Below are 22,132 nucleotides of genomic sequence, written 5' to 3'. Positions count from 1 at the left end.
CGCTCACGCCGCCCGCGCCAGCCGCGCCAGCGCCTCCCCCGCCAGGGTGAAATCCTCCACCATCGCGCGCACCGCGCCCAGGTGCCGATGGAAGGCCAGGGCGAGGGCATCCCCCGCATCCGCATTCCACCAGAGAAAGCCGCCGCCTTCCGCCAGAGCCGCCGCCGCCATGGCCGCCACCAGCGCCCGGCCATGGCCGCGCCGCCGCGCCGCCGGCGCTACGTAAAGGTCGTTCAGGAACAGGCCCCAGCGGCTTTGGCCGCTGTCATAGGTGGGGTGCGCCGTGGCGAGGCCGACCGGGCGATCCCCCTCCACCGCGAGCAGGACGCGGCACCGCGGATCGGCGATCAGGTCGCGCGCCACGCCCTCCGGCGTGATCCGTTCCGGTGCCAGCCCCGGCTCATCATTCAGCGCCCGCAGCATGGCGGCAAGGGCCGGCGCGTCCTGCGGCGCGGCGGCGCGGATCACAGCAGCCCCCCGGTCAGCAGGCTGTCCGCCGCCGCCCGCGCCGCATCCGTCACCCTTTCCCCGGCCAGCATCCGGGCAATCTCCTCCCGCCTTTCCGTCTTGCCCAAGGGCTCCACGACGGTCGCCGCCCTTTCGCCCTTCACCTGCTTCGCCACCCGCAATTGCTGTGCCCCGCGCGCCGCGACCTGCGGGCTGTGGGTCACCACCAGCACCTGCAGCCGTTCCGCGACCCGTGCCAGCCTCTCCCCCACCGCCGCCGCGGTGGCGCCGCCGATGCCGGCATCCACCTCGTCGAAGATCAGCGTCGGCACCGGCGAGCCGCGTGCCAGGACAACTTTCAACGCCAGCATCAGTCGCGAGAGCTCGCCGCCCGAGGCAATCTTTTGCAGATGCCCCGGCGCCTGGCCGGGATTGGTGGCGACCAGGAAGGTAACGCGGTCCATGCCATCCGCACCCCAGGCGCTTTCCTCGCGCGGCGCCACCTCCACGAAGACTTTGGCGCGGTCCAGCTTCAGCGGCGGCAGCTCCTTGCCCAGCGCCGCTTCCAGCTTCGCCGCGGCGGCGCGGCGGGCGGTTGACAGCGCCTCGGCGGCCGCCAGATAGTCGCGGCGGGCGGCGGCGGCGGCTTCCTCCAGCGCGGCGACGCGGCCGGTGCCGGCATCCAGCGCGCCCAGCCGCTCCTTCAGGCTCACCAGCAGCGCCGGTAGTTCCACCACCGCCACGGCGTGCTTGCGGGCGGCGGCGCGCAGGCCGAACAGGCGGTCCTCCAATTGTTCCAGCCGCCGCGGATCGGGTGCGCCCTCCTGCAGCAGCCGCTCCAGCAGCGTCTCCGCCTCGGCCACCGCGTCCTGGGCGGTGGCCAGCAGGCCGAGGATCGGCTGCGCCTCCTCATTCGGCGCCGGCAGGCGTTCCAGGGAGCGGGCGGCATTGCGCAGCGCCTCGGCCGGGCCGCCGCGACGGCGGTCGCGCGGCTGCAATTCCGCCAGGGCGGCGGCGATGCTCTCGCTGCGCCGCTCGCCCTGCTGCAGCTTCTGGCGTTCGGCGGAAAGCTGCTCCTCTTCCCCGTCTTCCGGCGCGAGGTCGGAGAGTTCCTCCACCGCATGGCGCAGGAATTCCTCGTCCCGCTGCGCCGCGGCAATCGCCTCCCGCGCCGCGGCGAGGCTCCGCTCCGCCTCCCGCCAGGCGCGGTGCAGGGCGGCGACGCCCTGGCGCTGCGCGTCCAGCCCGCCGAAGGCATCCAGCAGCCCGCCATGCGTCGCGGGATCCGCCAGCCCCACCTGGTCGTGCTGCCCCTGCACCTCCACCAGCGCGGCGGCCAGGCGCCGCAGCACCCCGGCCGCCACGGGCTGGCCATTGACGAAGGCGCGGCTGCGGCCATCCGCCTGCACCACGCGGCGCAGCACCAGCGTCTCCTCCGGCTCCATCGCCTGCTCGGCGAGGATGGCGAAGACCGGGTGGTTGGGCGGCGGCGCGAATTCCGCGCTGACCGAGCATTGCGCCTGCCCGGCCCGCACCATGCCGGCTTCGGCGCGGGCGCCGCAGGCCAGGCCGAGGCTGTCCAGCAGGATGGACTTGCCCGCGCCGGTCTCGCCCGTCAGCACCGTCAGGCCGGGGCCGAAGGCAAGGTCCAGCCGCTCGATCAGGACGACGTCGCGGATGGCCAGCGAGGCGAGCATCGGCGGGCGCTCAGCCGGCCCGGCTCAAAAGATCCAGTTCCAGGCCCGGCTGAAGAAGCCGGGGCGCTCGCCGCTGGGCGCCGCCAGGCTCTGGTCATCGGCCAGCAGCGCGTAGCTGTCCAGGTACCAGGGGCTGCCAGGGAAATTATGCCCGAGCACCGAGGCGGTCTGCCGCGCCTCCTCGGTCAGGCCGAGGGCGAGGTAGATCTCGGTCAGGCGGTGCAGCGCTTCCGGAACATGGTTGGTGGTCTGATAATCCTCCACCACCCGCTTGAAGCGGCCGATCGCCGCGCCGTAGAGCTTCTGGCGCTGATAGAATCGGCCGACATTCATCTCCTTGCCCGCCAGATGGTCGCGGCCGAGATCGATCTTCAGCCGCGCATCCCGGGCATAGGCGGTGTCCGGGTAGCGGTTCACCACATCCTGCAGCGCCGCCATGGCCTGTTCCGTGCCGCGCTGGTCGCGCTGCGCATCGCTGATCTGCTCGTAGTAGCAGAGGGCGCGGAGGTAATAGGCATAGGCGATGTCGCGATGCGCCGGATGGAGCTGGATGAAGCGGTCCAGCGCGCCGATGGCCTCCGTGTAGCGGTTGCGCTGGTACTCGCCATAGGCGGCCATCAGCTTGGCGTTGGTGGCCCAGGTGGAATAGGGGTGGTCGCGCTCCACCCGGTCGAAATAGTCCACCGCCTGCTGGTAGCGCTGGGCCTGCAGCGCCTCGATGCCGGCGCCGTAAAGGCCCTCGGCGGTCTGGTCGCGCGTCGGGTCCGGCCCGGTCCGCGTGAGGCTGGAACTGCGGCCGTCCCAGGCGCTGAACATGCTGCAGCCGGGCAGCAGGGCCAAGCCGAGGAGGAGCAGCAGAAGAGGGGCGCGACGAATCATCAGGGGCCGGTCATGCAATGCGGAAGCGTCCTATAGCATGGGCCCGGCCTGGGGGTGAGGGGGGCGCTGCCGCTCTCGAACTCTCCCCGCCAAAGGCCGCAGGGCCTTTGGCAATCATGAGTTCGGCGCGAACAGGCTCAACCAGCCGACGCAAGGGTTCGAACGACCTTCGGCCCTTAGTGGGAGGTGGGGGAGGGCAGGGCCCTTCCCCAAGCGGTCAGGCCACCGCCGCCGCAGCCGCGGCCGGCAGCCTTGGCGCGACGCCCTCGCCCAGCACCGGGCCCGGCACGGCACGCCAATTCGCCCGGTCCGCGAACAGCGCCCGCAGCAGCCGGTTGTTCAGCGCATGGCCGGAGCGATGGCCGGTGAAGCGGCCGCGCAGCGGGGCGCCGGCCAGCGCCATATCCCCCACCACGTCCAGCAGCTTGTGGCGGACGAATTCATCCGGCCGCCGCAGCCCGCCCGGGTTCAGCACCAGCGGGCCATCCACCACCACGGCATTGGCCAGGCTGCCGCCCTGGGCCAGGCCCATGGCCCGCAGCCGCGCCACTTCCTCGGCCAGGGTGAAGGTGCGGGCATCCGCCAGCCCGTCGCGGAAGGCCTGCGGCGTCAGGCGCAGCGAGAGGCTCTGCCGGCCGATGGCGGTATTGGCGAAATCGATGGTTAGACTGGCCTCCAGCCTGTCCCCGGGAAAGGGGGACAGCTCGGCCCGGGCCGCCTCCGGCCCCTCGCCCTCGGTGACGCGCACCGGGCGCAGCACCTCGATCGCCTCGGCCGGCACGGCGCCGCCGCCATGGGCGATGAGGCCGGTGCAATCCAGCAGGAACAGGAAGGGCGCGGCGGAACCGTCCAGGATGGGCACTTCCGGCCCGTCCAGCTCCACCACCGCATCATCCACCCCGCAGCCGGCGAGCGCGGCCATCACATGCTCCACCGTGCCGATACGGCGATCGGCGCCTTCCCCCGGAATCCCGAGGGCGGTGCAGAGCCTGGTATCCACCACATGGTCGTAGAGCGCGGGCAGTTCGAGGCCGATATCGCTGCGGCGGAAGCGGATGCCCGTGCCGGGCTCCGCCGGGCGCAGGGTGAGGCGGACCCGGCGGCCGCTGTGCAGGCCGGTGCCGACGCAGCCGATGGCGGCTTTGAGCGTCTTGCGACGACCTGTCTCGAGCGGGAAGAAACCGTCCATGCCAACCCCTGTCCTGTGCCGGGCATCCAGGCCCTGTTAACCGGATCCCGGTATCCCTTGGGACGTGATGCCTAAGGGGGCTGCGACCCCGAGGGCGCACCCAGGCTGGTCATGCCAGCCGGAGGGGCTGGTTGCGAGTCAAGCCTTATTTCCTCATATTTCGCCATAACACACTGATCGTAAAAAGTTTTTGCGTCGCACAATCGGGGCGTGCCGAAAGCTGGAAAGGGTGCGGTCGCGGCCCGGAGGAAGCAGGAATGGTTGCAGCCAGGCACGCTGAACCGGAAATGCGAAAAGGGGCGCGCCCTGCGGCGCGCCCCTGGCGAAAACCTTGCCCTTCCGGCGTCGGGCGTCAGTTCGACTGGCGGCGGAGGAAGGTGGGGATCTCCAGCCCAACCTCTGCCTCCGGCGAGGGCCGCGCCGGTGTGCGGGCGGGCGTCGGTTCCAGCCGTGGCGCCACCGGCGGCGGGGTCGGCTCGGTCAGGTTGCGCTTCAGCAGCGGAGCGGAACGGCCGGTGACGGTCTGGAACAGCCCGCGCAGGCCGCCGGAGGCAGGCGGGGGCGGCGGCGGGGCGACGCTCGGCTGGGCCACCAGCGGCCGGCGCGGCGCCTCGGCGGCCGGTGCCGTCACGGCGGGGGCCATGGGCGGCTCTGCCGGCGCGGGCTCCTCCACCAGCACGGGGCCCAGGGCAGGACCGGCCGCCGGCGCCGCGGCCTGGGCAGCGGCGGGCACCGCCGCCGGCTGCGCCACCGCCGCGGCCGGGCGCAGGAAGCTGCCCGGCACCCCGGCGACGCGGCGCGCCCCGGCCTGCGGTGCGGTAGGGGCCGCCGGCGCCGCCGCCGGGCGGCCGGGGCGACCGCCCGGCACCAGGGTCAGCGCCTCCGGCTTCGCCGCCCCGGCGGTGGGCTGGCCGATCGGCGCCGCCGCCTGGGACGGTACCGCATCGATGCCGGTGGCCACGACGGAAACCCGGATGCGGCCGTTCATCGTCTCGTCGATGGAGGAGCCGAAGATGATGTTGGCGTCCTCATCCACTTCCTTGCGGATGCGGTTCGCTGCCTCATCCACCTCGAACAGCGTCAGGTCGTAGCCGCCGGTGATGCTGATCAGCACGCCCTTGGCGCCGCGCATGGAGGTGTCCTCCAGCAGCGGGTTGCTGATCGCGGCCTCGGCGGCCTTCACTGCGCGGTCCTCGCCCTCGGCCTCACCGGTGCCCATCATCGCCTTGCCCATCTCCGCCATGACGGTGCGGATATCGGCGAAGTCGAGATTTACCACGCCCGGATTGACCATCAGGTCGGTCACGCCCTTGACGCCCATGTAGAGGACGTTGTCGGCCATCTTGAACGCTTCCTGGAAGGTGGTGCGTTCGTTGGCGAGCCTGAAGAGATTCTGGTTAGGAATGACGATCAGCGTGTCGACGAAGCTCTGCAGCTCCTCGAGGCCGGTATCGCTGGCGCGGCGACGCTTCGGGCCCTCGAAGTCGAAGGGCTTCGTCACCACGCCGACCGTCAGCACGCCGCGCTCCCGCGCCATGCGGGCGATGACCGGCGCCGCCCCCGTGCCGGTGCCGCCGCCCATGCCGGCGGTGACGAAGACCATGTGGCAACCGTCGAGATGCTTCGCCAGTTCCTCAGTGGCTTCCTCCGCGGCAGCGCGGCCGATCTCCGGCTTCGCGCCGGCGCCGAGGCCCTGGGTCAGGTGCGGGCCGAGCTGCACGCGGCGCTCCGCCTTGCTGTGCACCAGGGATTGCGCATCGGTGTTCGCCACCACGAACTCGACCCCGTCGAGCCCCATGGCGATCATGTTGTTGACCGCGTTGGTGCCGCCGCCGCCGACCCCGATGACGGTGATGCGCGGGCTGAAATCGGTGTGCTGCGACACCGGCAGGGTCAGGTTGAGAGTCATGCGGAAATCCCCCTTCCACAAATCCTAAACGACGGTTTCGAGTCGTGTCCTCCGGCCCCCACCGGGAAACGCGAGTCGTCCACAGCTTCCTCACTATCCACAGGGCGTCGCACGCTCCCCGCTGCGCGCGCCCCGTCCCGCTACGCCCTGTCCCGCAGCCAGTTCACCAGACGGCGGAACAGCCCCGGGGCGTGGTCGGGCCCCGGCACGAGATCGAGCAACGGCCGGCCTTCGCCCGCCGCCCAGGCCAGCAGGCCGAGCGGTGCGGCGAAGCCCGGGCCGGAAGCGGTTTCCGGCAGGCCGCGCACCGGATGCGGGCGGCCGAGCCGCACCTGCCGGTCGAGCACCCGCGCCGCCAATTCGCGCGCGCCGACGAGCTGGCTGGCGCCGCCCGTCAGCACCACCCGCCGGCCCATTTCCTGGCCCAGCCCGGCGGCTTCCAGCTTGTCCTTGATGAGCTCGAAAGTCTCCTCGAGCCGCGGGCGGATGATGCCGACGACCATGGCGCGCGGCACCCGCGCGATCTGGTCCTCCGCCTCCCCCACCATCGGCACCGGCAGCCATTCCTTCTCATCCTCCGGCGCGCCGAGCACGCCGCCATGCAGCGTCTTCAGCCGCTCCGCATGGCCGAGCGGCGTGGAGAGCAGCCGCGCCAGGTCGTTCGTCACATGCCAGCCGCCGATGGCGAGCTGCGCGGTGTGCAGCAGATGTCCCTCGGCGAAGACCGCGAGCGAGGTGGTGCCGCCCCCCATGTCGATGACGGTCGCGCCGAGCTGCTTCTCATCCTCGACCAGCGTGGCGAGGCCGGCGGCGAAGGGCGCGCTCACCAGCTCCTCCACCTCCAGGTCGCAGCGGGCGAGGCAGGCGCCGAGATTGCGCAAGGAGGCCTGCGCCGCATCCACCAGATGCAGCCGTGCGGTGAGCGATTCACAGATCATGCCGCGCGGGTCTTCCACCCCCGGCGTCGCGTCCACCGCGAAGCCGAGGGGGAAGCCATGCACCGTCTCCCGCCCTTCCTCGGCGCAGCGGCGGCGGCCCTCATGCAGGATGGCGCGGAGATCGGCCTCGGTCGCCGCGCGGCCATGGATCGGCCATTGGATGTGCTGGTGCCGGCTTTCCGGCTGGCCGCAGGACAGGTTGAGGATGGCGCCGCGCAATTGCGTATCCGCCATCACCTCCGCCTGGCCGACGGCGGCGCGGATGGCGCGCTCGGCGGCTTCCAGATCGACGATGCTGCCGCCCTTGATGCCCTGCGCCCGCTGCCAGCCGAAGCCGAGCACGCGCGCGGCGCCATCGCCCTCGATGCGGGCGATGAGGCAGACGATCTTGGTGCTGCCGAGATCCAGCACGCCGAAAATGCCGCTGCGGCCGCCGCGGCGGCGGCCGGGGGCGGGGGCAGGCGGCTCGAAGGCCGGGGGCAGGCGGGCGATCTGGTTCATCCGCGGCCATTCCTCACCCGTTGCAGCACCGGCTCCGGCGCCGCCGGCTGGGCGGCCTGGGGCAGGCGCAGCACCAATTTGTCCGGCAGGCGCAGGTCGATGGCGGCCAGCGGCCGGTCCAGCAGCGCCTGCTTCGCCTGCAGCTCGGCGAGGCGGAGGATCGCGGCTTCCTCCTGCCCTTCCGGCAGCAGCACCTCCGCCTTGTTGCGCAGCACCAGGTTCCAGCGACGGCCGGCGACGCGCACCAGCGCCTCCACCCGGTCGTTCACCTCCTTCTGGCGGCGCAGCAGGTCGATCATCGCCGCCGCGCCCTCATTGGCGCGGTGGCCGACGACGAGGGGCAGCGGGCCGAAGGCGCCGAGGCTGGCGCTTTCCACCACCTTGCCCTCGCGGTCGATGATGGAGAAGTGGCGGTCCTGCTGCCAGATGGCGAAGGGGTTCCGCTCCTCCAGCGTCACCCGGATGGTGCCGTTCAGGTGGCGCTGCACATGGGCGGTGCGGACCCAGGGGATCATCTCCAGCCTTTCCCGCGCCGCCTGCGGGTCGAAGGCGAGGATCGGGTCGCCGCGGCGGATGGAGAGGGCTTCGCGCACCAGCACCTGGGGCGTGTTGCGGCTGCCTTCCAGCACCACCTCCTGCACCGTCAGGCCGGCGCCGGCGCCGATCTCCGCCGCGCTTTCCCAGAGACTGGCGAGGCGGCCATAGGGGTCCGCCGCCATCACAGCCAGGGCGGCGACGCCGAGCGCGCCGGCGCCGAGCAGCGCCAGCCCGGCCGGCCGCGCCAGACCACGCCGGCGGCGCAGCCAGAGGCGGAGGCGGGAAGGGCGGGTCGGCGGCTTGCTGGTCACCGCCCCGCGCGCACGCCTTGCGGGTTCACGGGCCATGGCGGTCATTCCCGGTCATCCGGGCGCAAAGGGTGGGGCTATGGGCCATGGCGAGCGTTCTCGACCATCCAGGCGCAGAGTGCGGGAAAGGGCATGCCGGTGAAGGCGGCCTGTTCCGGCAGCAGCGAGGTGGGCGTCAGGCCAGGCTGGGTGTTCAGCTCCAGCAGCACCAGCCTTCCCGGCTCGCCCTCCGTGTCGTCATAGCGGAAATCGGCGCGGGTGGCGCCGCGGCAGCCCAGCGCCTTGTGCGCCGCGACGGCCACTTCCAGCGCCTGGCTGTAGGCCTTGGGGTGGATGCCCGCCGGCAGGATGTGGCGGGAGCCGCCCTCGGCGTATTTCGAGGAGTAGTCGTAGAAGGCGCCGGCATCGGCCAGGATGTCCGTCACGGCCAGCGCCCGGTCCTCCAGCACGCCGACGGTCAGCTCGCGGCCGGGGATGTATTCCTCCACCATCGCCTCGGTGCCGAAGCGCCATTCCCGGGCGATCTCGGTGCGGCGGTTGTCGCCGGTGCGGAGGATGTGGACGCCGACGGAGGAGCCCTCGCTCACCGGCTTCACCACATAGGGGCGCGACATGGGGTCGGACTCGGCCAGCTCCTCCAGCGTCACCAGCCGGTGCGGCAGCACGGGCAGGCCGGCGGCGCGGAAGGCGGTCTTCGCCGCATTCTTGTCCATGGCAAGGGAGGAGGCGCGCAGGCCGGAATGGGTATAGGGCAGGCCCATCCATTCCAGCACGCCCTGGATGCAGCCATCCTCGCCATAGCGGCCATGCAGGGCGTTGAAGACGACATCCGGCTTCGCCGCTTCCAGCGCAGCGACCAGGCGACCGAGATCGCGCGTCGCCTCGATGGGAGTGGCGGCGAAGCCGGCCTGGCGCAGCGCGGCGATGCATTGCTCGCCGGAAGCGAGGCTCACCTCGCGCTCCGAGGAGATGCCGCCATAGAGGACTGCAACGCGCGTCATGCCACTTCTCCCTCTCCCGCTGTGCGGGGGAGGGCCGGGGTGGGGATGGTCGTCCCCGCCGCCGGCTGTTCCACCCCCATCCGTTGGACGCAGTGCGTCCAACCCCCCGCCACCGGGGCAGGGCTGTTGTGCGGCAGGCCGATTCGCCTGATTTCCCATTCGAGCGCAATGCCGCTCCGTGCCAGCACGCGCGCCCGCACCTCCTCGCCCAGCGCCTCCAGCTCCGCCGCGGTGGCGGTGCCGGTGTTGAGGAGGAAATTGCAGTGCTTCTCGCTGACCTGGGCGCCGCCCAGCACCAGGCCACGGCAGCCGGCGGCGTCGATCAGCTCCCAGGCCTTCGCGCCCGGCGGGTTCTTGAAGGTGGAGCCGCCGGTGCGGGCGCGCACCGGCTGCGCCGCCTCGCGCGAGGCGCGGATGTCGGCCATGCGGGCGGCGATGGCGGCGGGCTCGCCCGGGGCGGCGCGGAAGCGGGCGCGCACCACCACGCCGCGCGGCGGCAGGGCGGCATGGCGATAGGCGAAGGCGAAATCCGCGGCCGGCAGCCGCTGCAGGCCCGCGGCGGTCGTCACCTCGGCCCAGTCCAGCACGTCCTTCACCTCGGTCCCGTAGGCGCCGGCATTCATCGCCACGGCGCCGCCGATGCTGCCCGGGACGCCGGAGAGGAATTCCAGCCCGGCGAGCCCCGCCTGCGCCGCATGCTGCGCCACCACGGCATCCAGCGCCGCGGCGCCGGCGATGACGCCGTCGCTCTCCACCTCCACCGCGCCGAAGGCGCCGCCCAGCCGCAGCACCACGCCCGGCAGGCCACCGTCGCGGATGATGAGGTTGGAGGCGGCGCCGAGCACGGTGAGCGGAGTCGCCGCCGGCAGCCCGGCGAGCAGCGCCACCAGATCCTCCGCATCCGCCGGCCGCACCAGCCATTCCGCAGGGCCGCCGACGCGGAACCAGGTGAAGGGCGCGAGCTTCGCCCCGGCCTGGACCCGGCCGCGGAGGGCAGGGACAGGGCCCGGCGCGACCGTCATGGCCGGCCCGGGCCCGGCCATCTCCGGCGCCCGCGCAGGGATGCCCGCGTCAGGCCCGGGGATGACGGCGGAGGGCCGGATGCGGGGAGGGGCCATGAGTGCACTCATGCACGCCTCAGCGGCAGCACGGCGGCGGCGCGGCCACCCGGCTGCAGCGCGGCGAGCTGGTCCGGCAGGGCATGGGCCCAATTGGTGATGCTGCCGGCGCCGAGGCAGACCACGTAGTCGCCCGGCTTGGCGATGGCCTGCAGCATCTCGGCCAGGCTCTCCGGCCCCGGCAGCGGCACCACGCTGCGATGGCCGCGCGCCCGCAGCCCCTCCACCAGCGAATCCTTGTCCACGCCCTCGATCGGCGCCTCACCGGCGGCGTAGACATCAGCCACGATGACTGTGCCAGCATCATTCATGCACGTACAAAAATCCTCGAAGAGCGAGGCGAGGCGGGAATAGCGGTGCGGCTGCACCACGGCGATCACGTCCCGCGCCCCCGCCTGCCGGGCCGCCTTCAGCACCGCGGCGATCTCCACCGGGTGGTGGCCGTAATCATCGATGACGGTGACGCCATTCGCCTCGCCGACGCGGGTGAAGCGGCGCTTCACGCCCTTGAACCCGGCCAGCGCCGACCGGATGGTCTCCTCGTCGATCCCCATCTCCACGCCGATGGCGATGGCGGCCAGCGCGTTCTGCACATTGTGCTGGCCGAGCATGGGCAGGCGGAAGGGCATCATGGTGCGGGCGCGGCCGGTCACGCGGTCCTGCACCGTGACGGTGAAGGTCGCGCCCTTGCGGTCGGTCAGCAGCTTCTCCGCCCGCACATCCGCCTGGGGGGAGAAGCCGTAGGTGACGATGCGGCGGTCCAGCTTCGGGATCATCGCCTGCACCTCGGGATGGTCCAGGCAGAGCACGGCGAAGCCGTAGAAGGGGATGTTGCTGACGAATTGGGCGTAGCCCTCCTTCATCGCCTCCGCCGTGCCCCAATGGTCCAGGTGTTCCGGATCCATGTTGGTCACGATGGTGACGACCGAGGGCAGGCGGAGGAAGGAGCCGTCGCTCTCATCCGCCTCCACCACCATCCACTCGCCCTCGCCCAGGCGGGTGTTGGTGCCATAGGCGTTGACGATGCCGCCATTGATGACGGTGGGGTCGATCTTCGCCGCCTCCAGCACGCAGGCGACGAGGCTGGTGGTGGTGGTCTTGCCATGGGTGCCGCCGACCGCGACGGACCATTTCAGCCGCATCAGCTCGGCCAGCATCTCGGCCCGCCGCACCACCGGGATCAGCCGCTGGCGGGCGGCCGCCACCTCGGGGTTGTCCTTGCGCACCGCGGTGGAGACGACGACGACCTGCGCCTCCGCGAGATTCGCCGCGTCATGGCCGATGGCGACGGGGATCCCCGCCTCCCGCAGCCGGGCGACGTTGTAGCCCTCCGCGATGTCGCTGCCCTGCACCTGGTAGCCGAGATTGTGCAGCACCTCGGCGATGCCGGACATGCCGATGCCGCCGATGCCGACGAAATGGATGGGGCCGATGGTGAGCGGCAGGGCGCGCATTCAGAGAGCTTCCTGTTCGGTCCGGGCGCGGACCAGGGAGAGGACGAGGTCGGCGAGATTCCGCGCCGCTTCCGGCTGGGCGAGCTTCGCGGCGGAGGCGGCGGCGCGGGCCAGGGCGCGCGGGTCGGCAAGCTGCAGGGCCAGCTCCTCGGCCAGCCGCTCGGCGGTGAAATCCGCCTGGCGCACCACCACGGCCGCCCCCGCCTCCTCCAGCAGCCTTGCGTTGGCCTGCTGATGGTCGTCGATCGCATGCGGCAGCGGCACCAATATGGCGGGGCGGCCGGCGCAGGCGAGTTCCGCTACCGTGCCGGCACCGGCGCGGGCGATGACCAGATGCGCCATTTCCAGCCGCCCGGCGACATCCGGGAAGAAGGGGGAGAGGTCGGCGGGGATGCCGGCGGCGGCATAGGCCTCCCGGACGCGGCCGAGGTCCTCCGGCCGGCATTGCTGCGCCACCACCAGGCGCTGCCGCAGCCCCTCCGGCAGGGCCGTGATGGCAGACGGCACCACATCGGCGAAGATTCTCGCGCCGAGCGAGCCACCCAGGATGAGCAGCCGCATCGCCCCGTCCGGCATCGGATAGGGCGTGCCGGAGAGCGCGGCGAGGGCGGGGCGGACCGGGTTGCCCACCACGGTCACGCGCGCGCCCTCCGGCAGCTTCCCGGTGGCGGCGAAGGAGAGCGCCAGCGCATCCGCCCGGCGGCCGAGCAGCCGGTTGGCGCGGCCGAGCACGGCATTCTGCTCATGCAGCACCGTCACCGGCCGCCGCCCCAGCATGCCGAGCGCGGCGAGCAGCGGCGGCACGGAAGGATAGCCGCCGAACCCCACCACCGCCGCCGCGCCCAGCCGCCGCAGCAGGCGCCGCGCCTGCCAGGTGCCGGCGGCCAGCGCCACGGCGCCGCGCGCCGCACGCAGCGCTCCGCGGCCGGAAAGGCCCTCGCCCCGCAGCACGAAGCGCTCCGCATTGGCGAAGGCGGGGCTGGCGAAGGCGGTGGAGCGGGCATCGGTCATCAGCGCGATGCGCTCGCCGCGCGCCAGCAGCTCCGTCGCCAGCGCCTCGGCGGGGAAGAGATGCCCGCCGGTGCCGCCGGCGGCGATGACGATGGGGTGCACCGCGGGGCCGCGCATCATGCCGCCCCCCGGATCAGAGCAGGACAAGGCTGGCCGCGGCGCATCACAGCCTCTCCTCCAGCCGGCTGCCGCGCTTCTTGGTCAGCGCCAGCAGCATGCCCATGCCGAGAGCGATGGCGAGGACGGAGGAGCCGCCATAGGAGACGAAGGGCAGCGTCATCCCCTTGGTCGGGATCAGATGCAGGGTGGAGGCCATGTTGACGAAGGCCTGCAGCCCGAATTGCGCGAGCAGCCCGGTGGCCGCCAGCACGACGAAGAGATCGGCCTCCGCCAGCAGCCGGATCAGCCCGCGCACCACGACGAAGGCGAAGAGCAGCAGGATGACGGCGCAGACGATGAGGCCGAATTCCTCCCCCGCCACGGCGAAGACGAAATCCGCATGGGCGTCGGGCAGCAGGTTCTTCACCCGCCCCTCCCCCGGGCCGCGGCCGAAGAGGCCGCCATTGCCGAAGGCCTCCATCGCCTTGGTGATCTGGAAGGTGTCGCCGGAGGAGGGGTCGAGGAAGCGGTCCACCCGGCTGCGCACATGCGGCAGGATGAAATAGGCGGCGATGGCGAGGCCGATGCCCCCCGCCCCCAGCACGCCGACGAAGGCGAGGTTCAGCCCGGCGACGAAGGCCTGGGCAAGGAAGACCGAGACCACCACCATCAGCATGCCGAAATCCGGCTGCATCTTCAGGATCGCCGCCGTCAGGCCGAGCAGGCCGAGCGCCGCCAGCGGCCAGAGCACTCGACCATGGATCAGGCCGAGGCCGCGCTGCGGCTCCGCCAGGCGCTGCGCCGCCGCCCAATTGCCCTCCGCCAGGAACCAGGCGCTGACGACGGCGAGGCAGGGCTTGAGGAATTCCGAGGGCTGCATGGTGCCGAGCAGCGGGAAGGCCAGCCAGCGCCGCGCCCCCTTGGTCTCGAAGCCGATGACGAGGGTGGCCGCCGTCAGCGCCAGCGCGCCGAGACAGCCGAGCAGGGCGAGCCGCCTGATGTCGCGCGGCGAGAGCAGGGAGACGGTGACCATCAGCCCCGCCGCCAGCCCCAGGAACACCACCTGCTTCAGGAAGAGCAGGGTGCGGGAGGCTTCGCCGATGACGCGCTCGGCGACCGCCGGGCTGGCGGCGAGCATCATGACGTAGCCGAAGCCGATCAGCGCCAGCAGGGCGGCCAGCGTCCAGCGATCCACCGTCCACCACCAGCGGCCGAGGGTGGAGTTATCCGCGCGGCTGACCATCAGGCGGCCCTTTCCTGGCCGAGCCCGGCGACCAGGGCGCGGAAGGCCTCGCCCCGCTGGTCATAGCCGGTGAACTGGTCCCAGCTCGCGCAGGCAGGCGAGAGCAGCACCACGGGGGCGGCGCCGGCGAAGGCGGCGGCGGCGGCCTCGCGCGTGGCCTCGGCCAGGGTGCCCGGGATGCTGTGCTTCACGCCATGCGCTGCGAGGGTGGCCGCCAGGAGCGGGGCATCGCGGCCAATGAGAAACGCCTCGGCGATGCGGGGGAAGAGCGGGGCGAGGCTTTCGATCCCGCCCTCCTTCGCCGTGCCGCCGGCGATCCAGACCACCCGCTCATAGCTCGCCAGGGCCTTTTCCGTGCTGTCGGCGTTGGTGGCCTTGCTGTCGTTGACGAAGACCACGCCGCGATGGGTGCCGACCCTTTCCTGCCGATGCGGCAGGCCGGGATAGCTGCGCAGCCCCTCGGCCAGCGCCCCCCGGGGCAGGCCGAGCCAGAGCGCCATGGCGCTGGCCGCCGCCGCGTTCTGGGCGTTGTGGGCGCCGGGCAGGGTGGGGGCCTCGCGCAGGTCGAGGATCGGGCCGGCATCGTCGCGCAGCACGAGGTCCGCCGTCCAGACCCCGCCGGGCTGCGGCCCGGTGCCGGAGATCGGGATGCGTCGCGCCGGGGTCGCCATGGCGGCGCCCCAGGCGTCCTCCATGCCGATCACCGCGGCATCCTCCGCCGTCTGGCGGGCGAAGATCCGGGCCTTGGCCGCGGCATAGCCTGCCATGTCGCCATGGCGGTCCAGATGGTCCGGCGTGAGGTTCAGCATGGCCGCAATGTTGAAGCGGGTCGCGGCGAGTCGCTCCAAGCTGTAGGAGGACATCTCGAGCACGTAGATGCCCTGATCCCCGAGCAGCTCCAGGGAGAGGGCGGCCGGGCCGAGATTGCCCCCCGCCAGCGCCGTGAACCCGCCGCGGCTCAGCAGGTGGTGCAGCAGGGCGGTGGTGGTGGACTTCCCATTGGTGCCGGTGATGCCGGCGAAGCGTGCCGCGCTGCCCGAAGCCCGCACCGCCCGGAACAGGTAGTCCACGTCGCAGAGGATCGGCTTGCCCGCCGCCAGCGCCGCCGCCGCGGCCGGATGGGCGCGCGGCAGGCGGTGGGGAATCCCCGGGGAGAGCAGCAGCGCATCCCAGCGGAAGCCCCCTTCCGCCGGGTTGGCCAGGGGCAGGCCGGCTGTCTCCGCCGCCGCCCTGGCCGCCTCGCCGTCGTCCCAGCAGGCGATCTCCGCCCCCCAGCCGCGCAGCCGCCGCGCCGCCGGCAGCCCGGCCTTGCCGAGCCCGACCAGGGCAATGCGTTCTCCGGCGAAGGGACGGAACTCGCTCATCGAATCTTCAGCGTGCTGAGGCCGACCAGGGCGAGCACCATGGCGATGATCCAGAAGCGGATCACGATGGTGGCCTCGGCCCAGCCCTTCTTTTCGAAATGGTGATGGAGCGGCGCCATCAGGAAGACTCGCCGCCCGGTCCGCTTGTACCAGAAGACCTGGATGATGACGCTGACAGTCTCGACCACGAAAAGACCGCCGACGATCGCCAGCACGATCTCATGCTTGGTGGCGACCGCGATGGCGCCGAGCGCCCCGCCCAGGGAGAGCGAGCCGGTATCCCCCATGAAGACCGCCGCCGGCGGCGCGTTGAACCAGAGGAAGCCAAGCCCCGCCCCGATCAGCGCGGCGCAGAACACCGCCAGCTCATTGGCGCCGGGCACGGCGATGATCTGCAGGTAATCCGCCAGCACCCTGTTGCCGACCAGATAGGCGATCAGGGCGAAGACGCCGGCCGCGATCATCGCCGGGACGATGGCCAGCCCGTCCAGCCCGTCCGTCAGGTTCACGGCGTTGGAGGCGCCCATCATCACCAGCATGCCGAGCAGCGGGAAGGCCAGGCCGAGCGGGATCAGCGCCCCCTTGAAGATCGGCAGGGCCAGGGCCGTGGCGATCGGCGCCGGCTGCACGCTCATGATCCAGAGCGCGCCGAGCAACCCGATGCCGCCCTGCACCAGCAGCTTGGCCCGGCCGGAGACGCCCTTGGTGTTGCGCTTGGTCACTTTCAGCCAGTCATCGGCGAAGCCCAGCAGCCCGTAGCCGACCGTCACCACCAGCGTCGCCCAGACCAGCCCGTTGCGCAGATCGGCCCAGAGCAGGGTGGAGAGGACGAGGGCGAGCAGGATCAGCAGCCCGCCCATGGTGGGCGTGCCCTTCTTGGTCAGCAGATGGCCCTGCGGCCCATCCTCCCGGATCGGCTGGCCGCCGCGCTGGAAGCCGCGCAGCCAGCGGATGACGGAGGGGCCCAGCGCCAGGGAGAAGACCAGCGCCGTCAGGCAGGCCGCGCCCGCCCGGAAGGTGGTGTAGCGCACCAGGTTGAAGAGGGCGAAATCCTCGGCGAAGGGGGCGAAGAGGTTGAAGATCACTTCGCGTCTCCCGTCAGCGCCTGGACCACCAGCGCCATGCGGCTGCCGAGCGAGCCTTTCACCAGAACCACGTCCCCTGGCTGCAGGGCGGCCTTGACCAGCGGTCCCAGGGCGGCGGAATCCGCGGCATGGCCGCCGCGCTTCGCCGGCGGCAGGGCGGCCAGCAGATGCGCCATCTCCGGCCCGCAGGCGAAGACCAGGTCGGCGGCACCGGCCTCTTCGGCCAGGCCGCGATGCAGGGCGGCGGAGTGTTCTCCGAGTTCCCGCATGTCGCCGAGCACGGCGATGCGGCGGGTGGCGGGGCGGAGGGCCAGGTTGCGCAGCGCCGCCCGCATGGCGGGGGGCTGGCCGTTATAGCTGTCATCCACCAGCAGGGCGGTGCCGCCGGCGGGCAGGGCGATGACGCGGTCGGCGCCGCGGCCGGCGCCGGGGGCATAGGCCGAGAGGGCAGGGGCGGCGATGGCCGGGTCCTCGCCCAGCGCGGCGACCACGGCCAGGGCGCAGGTGGCGTTCTCCGCATGCTGCAGCCCGATGGCCGGCATGGCGATGGCGATCTCCCGGCCCTGGATGGCGATGCGGGCGGTGGTGCCCACGGCGCCGGTCTCAGCCTCCAGCAGCCGGATCTCCGCCGCCGGGTCACGGCCGAAGCCGAGGAGGCGGGCGGCGCCGGCGGCGCGGGCGATCTCGGCGAGGCGGGGGAAATCGGCGCTGTCCCGCGGCAGCACGGCGGTGCCGCCGGGTTCCAGGCCGAGCGCGATGCTGCCCTTCTCCGCCACGATGGCTTCCATGCCGCCCATATGGCCGATATGCGCCTCCGCCACATTCGTAATGGCGGCGACATGCGGCCGGGCCAGCCGGGTGAGGGGGGCGATCTCCCCCGGATTGTTCATGCCGATCTCGATCACCGCGAAGCGCGCCCTGGCGGGAAGGCGCGCCAGGGTCAGCGGCACGCCCCAATGGTTGTTGTAGGAGGCCTGGGCGGCATGGGTGGGGCCCAGCGCGCCCAGCAGATGCCGCAGCATCTCCTTGGTGCCGGTCTTGCCGACGCTGCCGGTGATTGCCGCGACGCGCCCGGCACAACGGGCGCGCCCGGCCGCCCCCAGGGCGGTAAGGCCCTGGAGCGTGTCCGTCACGCAGAGCAGCGGTGCCTCCGGGCCAAGACCAGAGGGGGCGCGGTCTACCATGGCCGCCGCCGCCCCGCGCGCCAGGGCCTGCGCGACGAAATCATGCCCGTCCCGCGCATCGCGCAGGGCGATGAAGAGGTCGCCGGGGGCAAGGGTGCGGCTGTCGATCGAGACGCCCGTCACCGCCACCTCGGCAGTCAGCCGACCGCCCGTCGCAGCGCGTAGCTCCGCAGCGGTCCAGAGCACGGCTCCCTCCCCCGCTGGCGGGGGAGGGCTGGGGCGGGGGTGGCCAGGCTTGGGGCCGCTCATGGCGCGCACCCCCACCCGGCTGCCAGCCCCCCGCCAGCGGCGGAAGGCGCGCCGACCAGCTCGCGCACCACCGCCGCATCGTCGAAGGGCGTGGTCACGCCGGCGATGGTCTGACCGCTCTCATGCCCCTTGCCGGCCACGGCCAGCACATCCCCCGGGCCGAGCGCCGCCAGCGCCCGGGCGATGGCGGCGCGCCGGTCCCCGGCATCGATCCCGCCGGGGCAGCCCGCCAGCACCGCGGCGCGGATGGCGGCCGGGTCCTCCGAGCGGGGATTGTCATCCGTCACCCAGCAGCAATCGGCCGCCTCGGCGCAGGCGGCGCCCATCAGCGGGCGCTTGCCCGGGTCCCGGTCCCCGCCGGCGCCGAACACCACATGCAGCTTGCCGCCCGGCCCGACATGCGGGCGGAGCGCGGCCAGCAGCCGGCTCAGCGCATCCGGGGTGTGGGCGTAGTCCACATAGGCGGCGGCGCCGTTCGGCAGGCGTGCCGCCAGCTCCATCCGCCCGCGCACCCCTGCCAGCCGGGGCAGCAGGCCCGGCAGCAGCGCGGCGTCCAGCCCCGTCGCCACCGCCAGCGCTGCGGCCAGCATGACGTTATCCGCCTGGAAGCGGCCGGGCAGGGCCAGCTCCACCGCCACCTTGCTGCCGAACAGCGCCAATTCCAGCGCCTGACCGGCGGGCAGCGGCCGATGGGACAGCAGGCGGATCGCCTCCCCCGCCTCCCCCACCGTCAGCAGCCCGGGGCGGGCAGCGCGGAGGGCGGCCAGCGTCTCCCCCTCCATATCCGCATTCGCCACGGCCGGCGCGCCCGGCGGCAGCAGCGCGCGGAACAGCCGCAGCTTGGCGTCCCGATAGGCGGCCAGGGTGCCGTGATAGTCCAGATGGTCGCGCGTCAGGTTGGTGAACCCCGCCGCGGCCAGCTTCACCCCGTCCAGCCGCCGCTGCTCGATGCCGTGGGAGGAGGCCTCCATCGCCGCCCGGCCCACCCCCGCCCGGGCCAGCGCCGGCAGGGTGGCGTGCAGGCCGAGCGGGTCCGGCGTGGTCAGCGAGGGACCGGGCGGAAACCCTTCCGCCACCAGCCCCAGCGTGCCGAGCGAAGCGGCCTTCCCGCCGGCCAGCCCCCAGAGCTGGCGGAGGAAATCCACCGTGCTGGTCTTGCCGTTGGTGCCCGTCACCGCGACCACCACCGCCGGCTGCCCGCCATGGAAGGCGGCGGCCAGCAGGGCCAGCACCCGGCGCGGATCGGCATCGGTGATCAGCGGCCGCGCCGGCACCCCCGCCGGCCATTCCGTCCCGTCCGGCGCCAGCACCGCGGCGGCGCCGCGCGCCACCGCCTCGGCGATGAAGGCACGGCCATCCGCCTTCGCCCCCGGCAGGGCGGCGAACAGCCAGCCCGGCCGGACGGCGCGGCTGTCGGCCGTCAGCCCGAGCAGCGCGGCCGGCGCGCCTGGCGGCGTTTCCAGCCCGGCCCGGGAGAGGAGCTCATCGAGCCGCAAGGCCGGCCTCCAGGGGAGGCATGGCGACGAGCCGCAACCCGGGGGCGGCGGGCGCCCCCATGGGCGCATCGGTCCGGCGCAGCGGCGGCGGCTGGCTGCCGGCGGGGCCAGGGGGCTGGATCACCGGGCCGGGCGGCACCATGGCCGGGGCATTGCCCGCGCGCGGCACCGCGCCGGCGGCGGCGGCCGGCGGCGGCGCGGCGCGCGGCGGCCGCGCCGGCTGCAGCGGGATGCTGATGGTCTGCTGGATCTGCGGCGCCCGCTCCGTCTCCGGCACCAGGCCGAGGATCGGGGCGATGCGGCGGATCACCATGCCGGCGGCCGGCGCCGCCACCCAGCCCGCCGTCGCATAGCCATGGCTCTGGGCGTTCGGCTTCGGCTCATCGACCATGACATAGACGGCGTAGCGCGGCTGGTTCATCGGGAAGGCGCCGACGAAGGCGGCGATGCGCTTGTCCTGCAGGTAGCCGCCGCGCGGCCCGGTCTTCTGGGCCGTGCCGGTCTTGCCGCCGACGAAATAGCCCGGCACCTCGGCGCCCTTGCCGGAGCCGTCGGTGACGACGAGGCGCATCAGCCGCCGCATGATGTCCGAGGTACGCTCGGACACCACGCGCGTTCCCTCCCGCGCCGCGCCCTCGGGCTGGGCGACCAGGGTGGGCGGGCGGAGGATGCCGCCATTGGCCAGCGCGGCGACGCCGGTGACGACATGCAGCGGCGAGACCGAAATGCCATGGCCGAAGGCGATGGTCATGGTGTTGATGTCGCGCCAGTGCTGCGGCGAGGGTGCCATGGGCCGCGCCGTCTCCGGCAGTTCCACGCCGAGGCGCTGGAGCATGCCCATCCGCCCCATGAATTCGCGGTGCCGCTGCGGCCCCAGCAGCAGCGCCATATGCGCCGCGCCGAGGTTGGAGGAATAGGCCAGCACCTCCGGCAGGCTGAGGACGCGATTCTTGCCCTTGTAGTCGCTGATGGTGAAGCGGCCATAGCGGATGGGGCGGGAGGCGTCGAAGCTGGACCAGATATTGGCCGCGCCGGAGTCGAGCGCCATGGCCGCGGTCATCAGCTTGAAGGTCGAGCCCGGCTCGTAGAGGCCGACGGTGACGCGGTTGAAATGCGGATCGCGGTCCTGCGGCACGGCGGCGGCGGCCGCGGCGCCGCGGCCCACCGGCACGCGCCGCCCGGTGGTCGGGGCCGGCCCTCCGGCCTGTTCCTCCGCCCGCTGTCCAGGCGCGCCTTCGGCTCGTTGTCCAGGCGCGCCTTCGGCTCGCAGCCCAGGCGCGCCTTCGGCTCGCTGTCCAGGCGCGCCTTCGGCTCGCTGTCCAGGCGCGCCTTCGGCGCGACGCTGCAGCCCGCCGGGGTCGGAAGCGTCGAAATCCGGCAGGCTGACCATGGCCAGCACTTCTGCCGTATTCGCATCCAGCACCACCCCGGCGCCGCCGACGCCGTTGAAGTCGCCGATCGCCTTCGCCACTGCCTCGCGCAGCGCCACCTGCACGCGCACATCGATGGAAAGGCGGAGCGGCGCGCGGTCGTCGCGCAGCCTGGCGTCGAAATGCCGCTCCACGCCGGCGATGCCGCGGCCGTCCACATCCACCTGGCCCAGCGCATGCGCCGCGGCCGAGCCCTGGGGGTAGAAGCGCCGCTCGGCCGGGCGGAAATGGAAGCCTGGGATGCCGAGATTGTTGATCGCCTGCTGCTGCCGCGGCGGCAGGTTGCGGGCGATGTAGGCGAATTGCACCGGCGTCTCGGTCCCCGGCACGTTCCGCTGGGTGATGCGGGCGATCAGCCTCTCCCGGTCCAGCCCCGGCAGCACGGTCAGCAGCCGGTCGGCGGCCTCGATCGGGTCGTTGATCTCCTGCGGGTTGGCGTAGAGCTCCGTCACCTGCAGGGAGACCGCCAGCACCTCGCCATTGCGGTCGGTGATGGGGGCGCGAGTCACCGTCGGCTCGCCGGTGGGCACGCGGGCGGCAGGGCGCAGCCGGGGCGCCAGCGGGTCCAGGATGGTGGCGAGCGTCAGCTTCACCCCGACCGCCGCGAAGAGGGTGGCGAAGCCGAACGCGGCCAGCACCAGCCGGCCGCGGGTCCGCTCCATCTGGGCGCGGCGGGCGAGTTCCGGCGCCGGGATGCGGACCAGGGCGTGGCTCGGCGCCGCCTCCCGCGGCAGCGGCCTGCCGGCCGGGGCGGCGTGCGGGGAGGGCGGTGCGATCTCGGCCGGCTGGTCCGGGATGAAATTCACCTGCCGCCCCCGTTCAGGGTGGCGGCATGGGCGCTGCCGAAGGGCACGGGCGGGGCCAGCAGCGGCCGGCCGCCGCCGAGCAGCGAGCCGCCGGGCGAGGCCAGGGGCGGCTCCGCCGGGCGCGGGGCAGCGATCGGGGTGGGGGCGGGGCGCGCGGCCTGCGCCACCACCGGGCGGGGCGCGGGCC

At 73.0% G+C, this 22,132-nt stretch carries 16 protein-coding genes and 2 pseudogenes; all 18 read right to left on the bottom strand.

What is annotated here, in order from left to right; all coding sequences use genetic code 11:
- Nucleotides 1-3: 3 nt before the first annotated feature.
- A complete protein-coding gene (locus tag E5N76_RS25760; protein WP_149540594.1) occupies nucleotides 4-468 on the bottom strand; it encodes a GNAT family N-acetyltransferase in 465 nt (154 codons plus the stop codon).
- Complete coding sequence (gene recN, locus E5N76_RS25755) at nucleotides 465-2,144, bottom strand: DNA repair protein RecN (protein ID WP_149540591.1); 1,680 nt, start codon at nucleotides 2,142-2,144, stop codon at nucleotides 465-467. The genes E5N76_RS25760 and recN overlap by 4 nt, the downstream gene beginning before the upstream one ends.
- A 24-nt stretch (nucleotides 2,145-2,168) precedes the next feature.
- On the bottom strand, nucleotides 2,169-3,023 hold the full coding sequence (locus tag E5N76_RS25750) for an outer membrane protein assembly factor BamD (protein WP_149540588.1): 855 nt from the start codon (nucleotides 3,021-3,023) through the stop codon (nucleotides 2,169-2,171).
- 217 nt (nucleotides 3,024-3,240) lie between these two features.
- Complete coding sequence (lpxC, locus tag E5N76_RS25745) at nucleotides 3,241-4,212, bottom strand: UDP-3-O-acyl-N-acetylglucosamine deacetylase (protein ID WP_149540585.1); 972 nt, start codon at nucleotides 4,210-4,212, stop codon at nucleotides 3,241-3,243.
- 352 nt (nucleotides 4,213-4,564) lie between these two features.
- Complete coding sequence (ftsZ, locus tag E5N76_RS25740; protein ID WP_149540581.1) at nucleotides 4,565-6,121, bottom strand: cell division protein FtsZ; 1,557 nt, start codon at nucleotides 6,119-6,121, stop codon at nucleotides 4,565-4,567.
- Nucleotides 6,122-6,261: 140 nt separating this feature from the next.
- Nucleotides 6,262-7,560 carry a cell division protein FtsA gene (gene ftsA / locus E5N76_RS25735; RefSeq protein WP_149540578.1) on the bottom strand — a complete coding sequence of 433 codons (1,299 nt, stop codon included), beginning with the start codon at nucleotides 7,558-7,560 and terminating at the stop codon, nucleotides 6,262-6,264.
- Nucleotides 7,557-8,444, bottom strand: a complete 888-nt coding sequence (locus E5N76_RS25730) for a cell division protein FtsQ/DivIB (RefSeq protein ID WP_149540576.1) — start codon at nucleotides 8,442-8,444, stop codon at nucleotides 7,557-7,559. Before E5N76_RS25730 ends, ftsA begins: the two co-directional genes overlap by 4 nt.
- Nucleotides 8,445-8,482: 38 nt before the next feature.
- A complete protein-coding gene (locus tag E5N76_RS25725) occupies nucleotides 8,483-9,406 on the bottom strand; it encodes a D-alanine--D-alanine ligase (RefSeq protein WP_149540574.1) in 924 nt (307 codons plus the stop codon).
- A 131-nt stretch (nucleotides 9,407-9,537) separates the two neighbouring features.
- Nucleotides 9,538-10,449, bottom strand: a pseudogene (gene murB / locus E5N76_RS25720) (UDP-N-acetylmuramate dehydrogenase); the annotation flags it as partial.
- 83 nt (nucleotides 10,450-10,532) lie between these two features.
- On the bottom strand, nucleotides 10,533-11,978 hold the full coding sequence (murC, locus tag E5N76_RS25715; protein WP_149540572.1) for a UDP-N-acetylmuramate--L-alanine ligase: 1,446 nt from the start codon (nucleotides 11,976-11,978) through the stop codon (nucleotides 10,533-10,535).
- Entirely contained in the window at nucleotides 11,979-13,109 is a 1,131-nt protein-coding gene (murG, locus tag E5N76_RS25710) for an undecaprenyldiphospho-muramoylpentapeptide beta-N-acetylglucosaminyltransferase (protein WP_187830404.1), read from the bottom strand.
- Nucleotides 13,110-13,152: 43 nt separating this feature from the next.
- A complete protein-coding gene (locus E5N76_RS25705) occupies nucleotides 13,153-14,331 on the bottom strand; it encodes an FtsW/RodA/SpoVE family cell cycle protein (protein ID WP_149540570.1) in 1,179 nt (392 codons plus the stop codon).
- A complete protein-coding gene (murD, locus tag E5N76_RS25700; protein WP_149540568.1) occupies nucleotides 14,331-15,695 on the bottom strand; it encodes a UDP-N-acetylmuramoyl-L-alanine--D-glutamate ligase in 1,365 nt (454 codons plus the stop codon). The genes E5N76_RS25705 and murD overlap by 1 nt, the downstream gene beginning before the upstream one ends.
- Nucleotides 15,692-16,780, bottom strand: a complete 1,089-nt coding sequence (mraY, locus tag E5N76_RS25695; RefSeq protein ID WP_149540566.1) for a phospho-N-acetylmuramoyl-pentapeptide-transferase — start codon at nucleotides 16,778-16,780, stop codon at nucleotides 15,692-15,694. The genes murD and mraY overlap by 4 nt, the downstream gene beginning before the upstream one ends.
- Nucleotides 16,777-18,213 (bottom strand): UDP-N-acetylmuramoyl-tripeptide--D-alanyl-D-alanine ligase, encoded by a 1,437-nt coding sequence (locus tag E5N76_RS25690; protein ID WP_149540564.1) that lies wholly within the window; start codon nucleotides 18,211-18,213, stop codon nucleotides 16,777-16,779. Before E5N76_RS25690 ends, mraY begins: the two co-directional genes overlap by 4 nt.
- The gene (locus E5N76_RS25685; protein ID WP_408021730.1) at nucleotides 18,210-19,709 is read right to left on the bottom strand and encodes a UDP-N-acetylmuramoyl-L-alanyl-D-glutamate--2,6-diaminopimelate ligase; all 1,500 of its coding nucleotides are present in this window, start codon (nucleotides 19,707-19,709) and stop codon (nucleotides 18,210-18,212) included. The genes E5N76_RS25690 and E5N76_RS25685 overlap by 4 nt, the downstream gene beginning before the upstream one ends.
- Nucleotides 19,696-21,945 carry a peptidoglycan D,D-transpeptidase FtsI family protein gene (locus tag E5N76_RS25680; protein WP_149540560.1) on the bottom strand — a complete coding sequence of 750 codons (2,250 nt, stop codon included), beginning with the start codon at nucleotides 21,943-21,945 and terminating at the stop codon, nucleotides 19,696-19,698. Before E5N76_RS25680 ends, E5N76_RS25685 begins: the two co-directional genes overlap by 14 nt.
- Nucleotides 21,942-22,132: pseudogene (locus tag E5N76_RS29865) on the bottom strand (hypothetical protein); the annotation flags it as partial. The gene E5N76_RS25680 and the pseudogene E5N76_RS29865, both read right to left, overlap by 4 nt.

Source organism: Siccirubricoccus phaeus (genome assembly GCF_008360935.1).
In the GTDB taxonomy this organism is placed as follows: domain Bacteria; phylum Pseudomonadota; class Alphaproteobacteria; order Acetobacterales; family Acetobacteraceae; genus Siccirubricoccus; species Siccirubricoccus phaeus.
Note: the sequence above shows the minus strand (reverse complement) of the source record. Positions and strands in the feature narration are given on the sequence as shown.

Excerpts from the sequence above, each read along its gene's own strand:
- recN (WP_149540591.1), bottom strand. The coding sequence starts at position 2,144 with ATGCTCGCCTCGCTGGCCATCCGCGACGTCGTCCTGATCGAGCGGCTG.
- E5N76_RS25750 (WP_149540588.1), bottom strand. The coding sequence starts at position 3,023 with ATGATTCGTCGCGCCCCTCTTCTGCTGCTCCTCCTCGGCTTGGCCCTG.
- lpxC (WP_149540585.1), bottom strand. The coding sequence starts at position 4,212 with ATGGACGGTTTCTTCCCGCTCGAGACAGGTCGTCGCAAGACGCTCAAA.
- ftsZ (WP_149540581.1), bottom strand. The coding sequence starts at position 6,121 with ATGACTCTCAACCTGACCCTGCCGGTGTCGCAGCACACCGATTTCAGC.
- ftsA (WP_149540578.1), bottom strand. The coding sequence starts at position 7,560 with ATGAACCAGATCGCCCGCCTGCCCCCGGCCTTCGAGCCGCCTGCCCCC.
- E5N76_RS25730 (WP_149540576.1), bottom strand. The coding sequence starts at position 8,444 with ATGGCCCGTGAACCCGCAAGGCGTGCGCGCGGGGCGGTGACCAGCAAG.
- E5N76_RS25725 (WP_149540574.1), bottom strand. The coding sequence starts at position 9,406 with ATGACGCGCGTTGCAGTCCTCTATGGCGGCATCTCCTCGGAGCGCGAG.
- murC (WP_149540572.1), bottom strand. The coding sequence starts at position 11,978 with ATGCGCGCCCTGCCGCTCACCATCGGCCCCATCCATTTCGTCGGCATC.
- murG (WP_187830404.1), bottom strand. The coding sequence starts at position 13,109 with ATGATGCGCGGCCCCGCGGTGCACCCCATCGTCATCGCCGCCGGCGGC.
- E5N76_RS25705 (WP_149540570.1), bottom strand. The coding sequence starts at position 14,331 with ATGGTCAGCCGCGCGGATAACTCCACCCTCGGCCGCTGGTGGTGGACG.
- murD (WP_149540568.1), bottom strand. The coding sequence starts at position 15,695 with ATGAGCGAGTTCCGTCCCTTCGCCGGAGAACGCATTGCCCTGGTCGGG.
- E5N76_RS25690 (WP_149540564.1), bottom strand. The coding sequence starts at position 18,213 with ATGAGCGGCCCCAAGCCTGGCCACCCCCGCCCCAGCCCTCCCCCGCCA.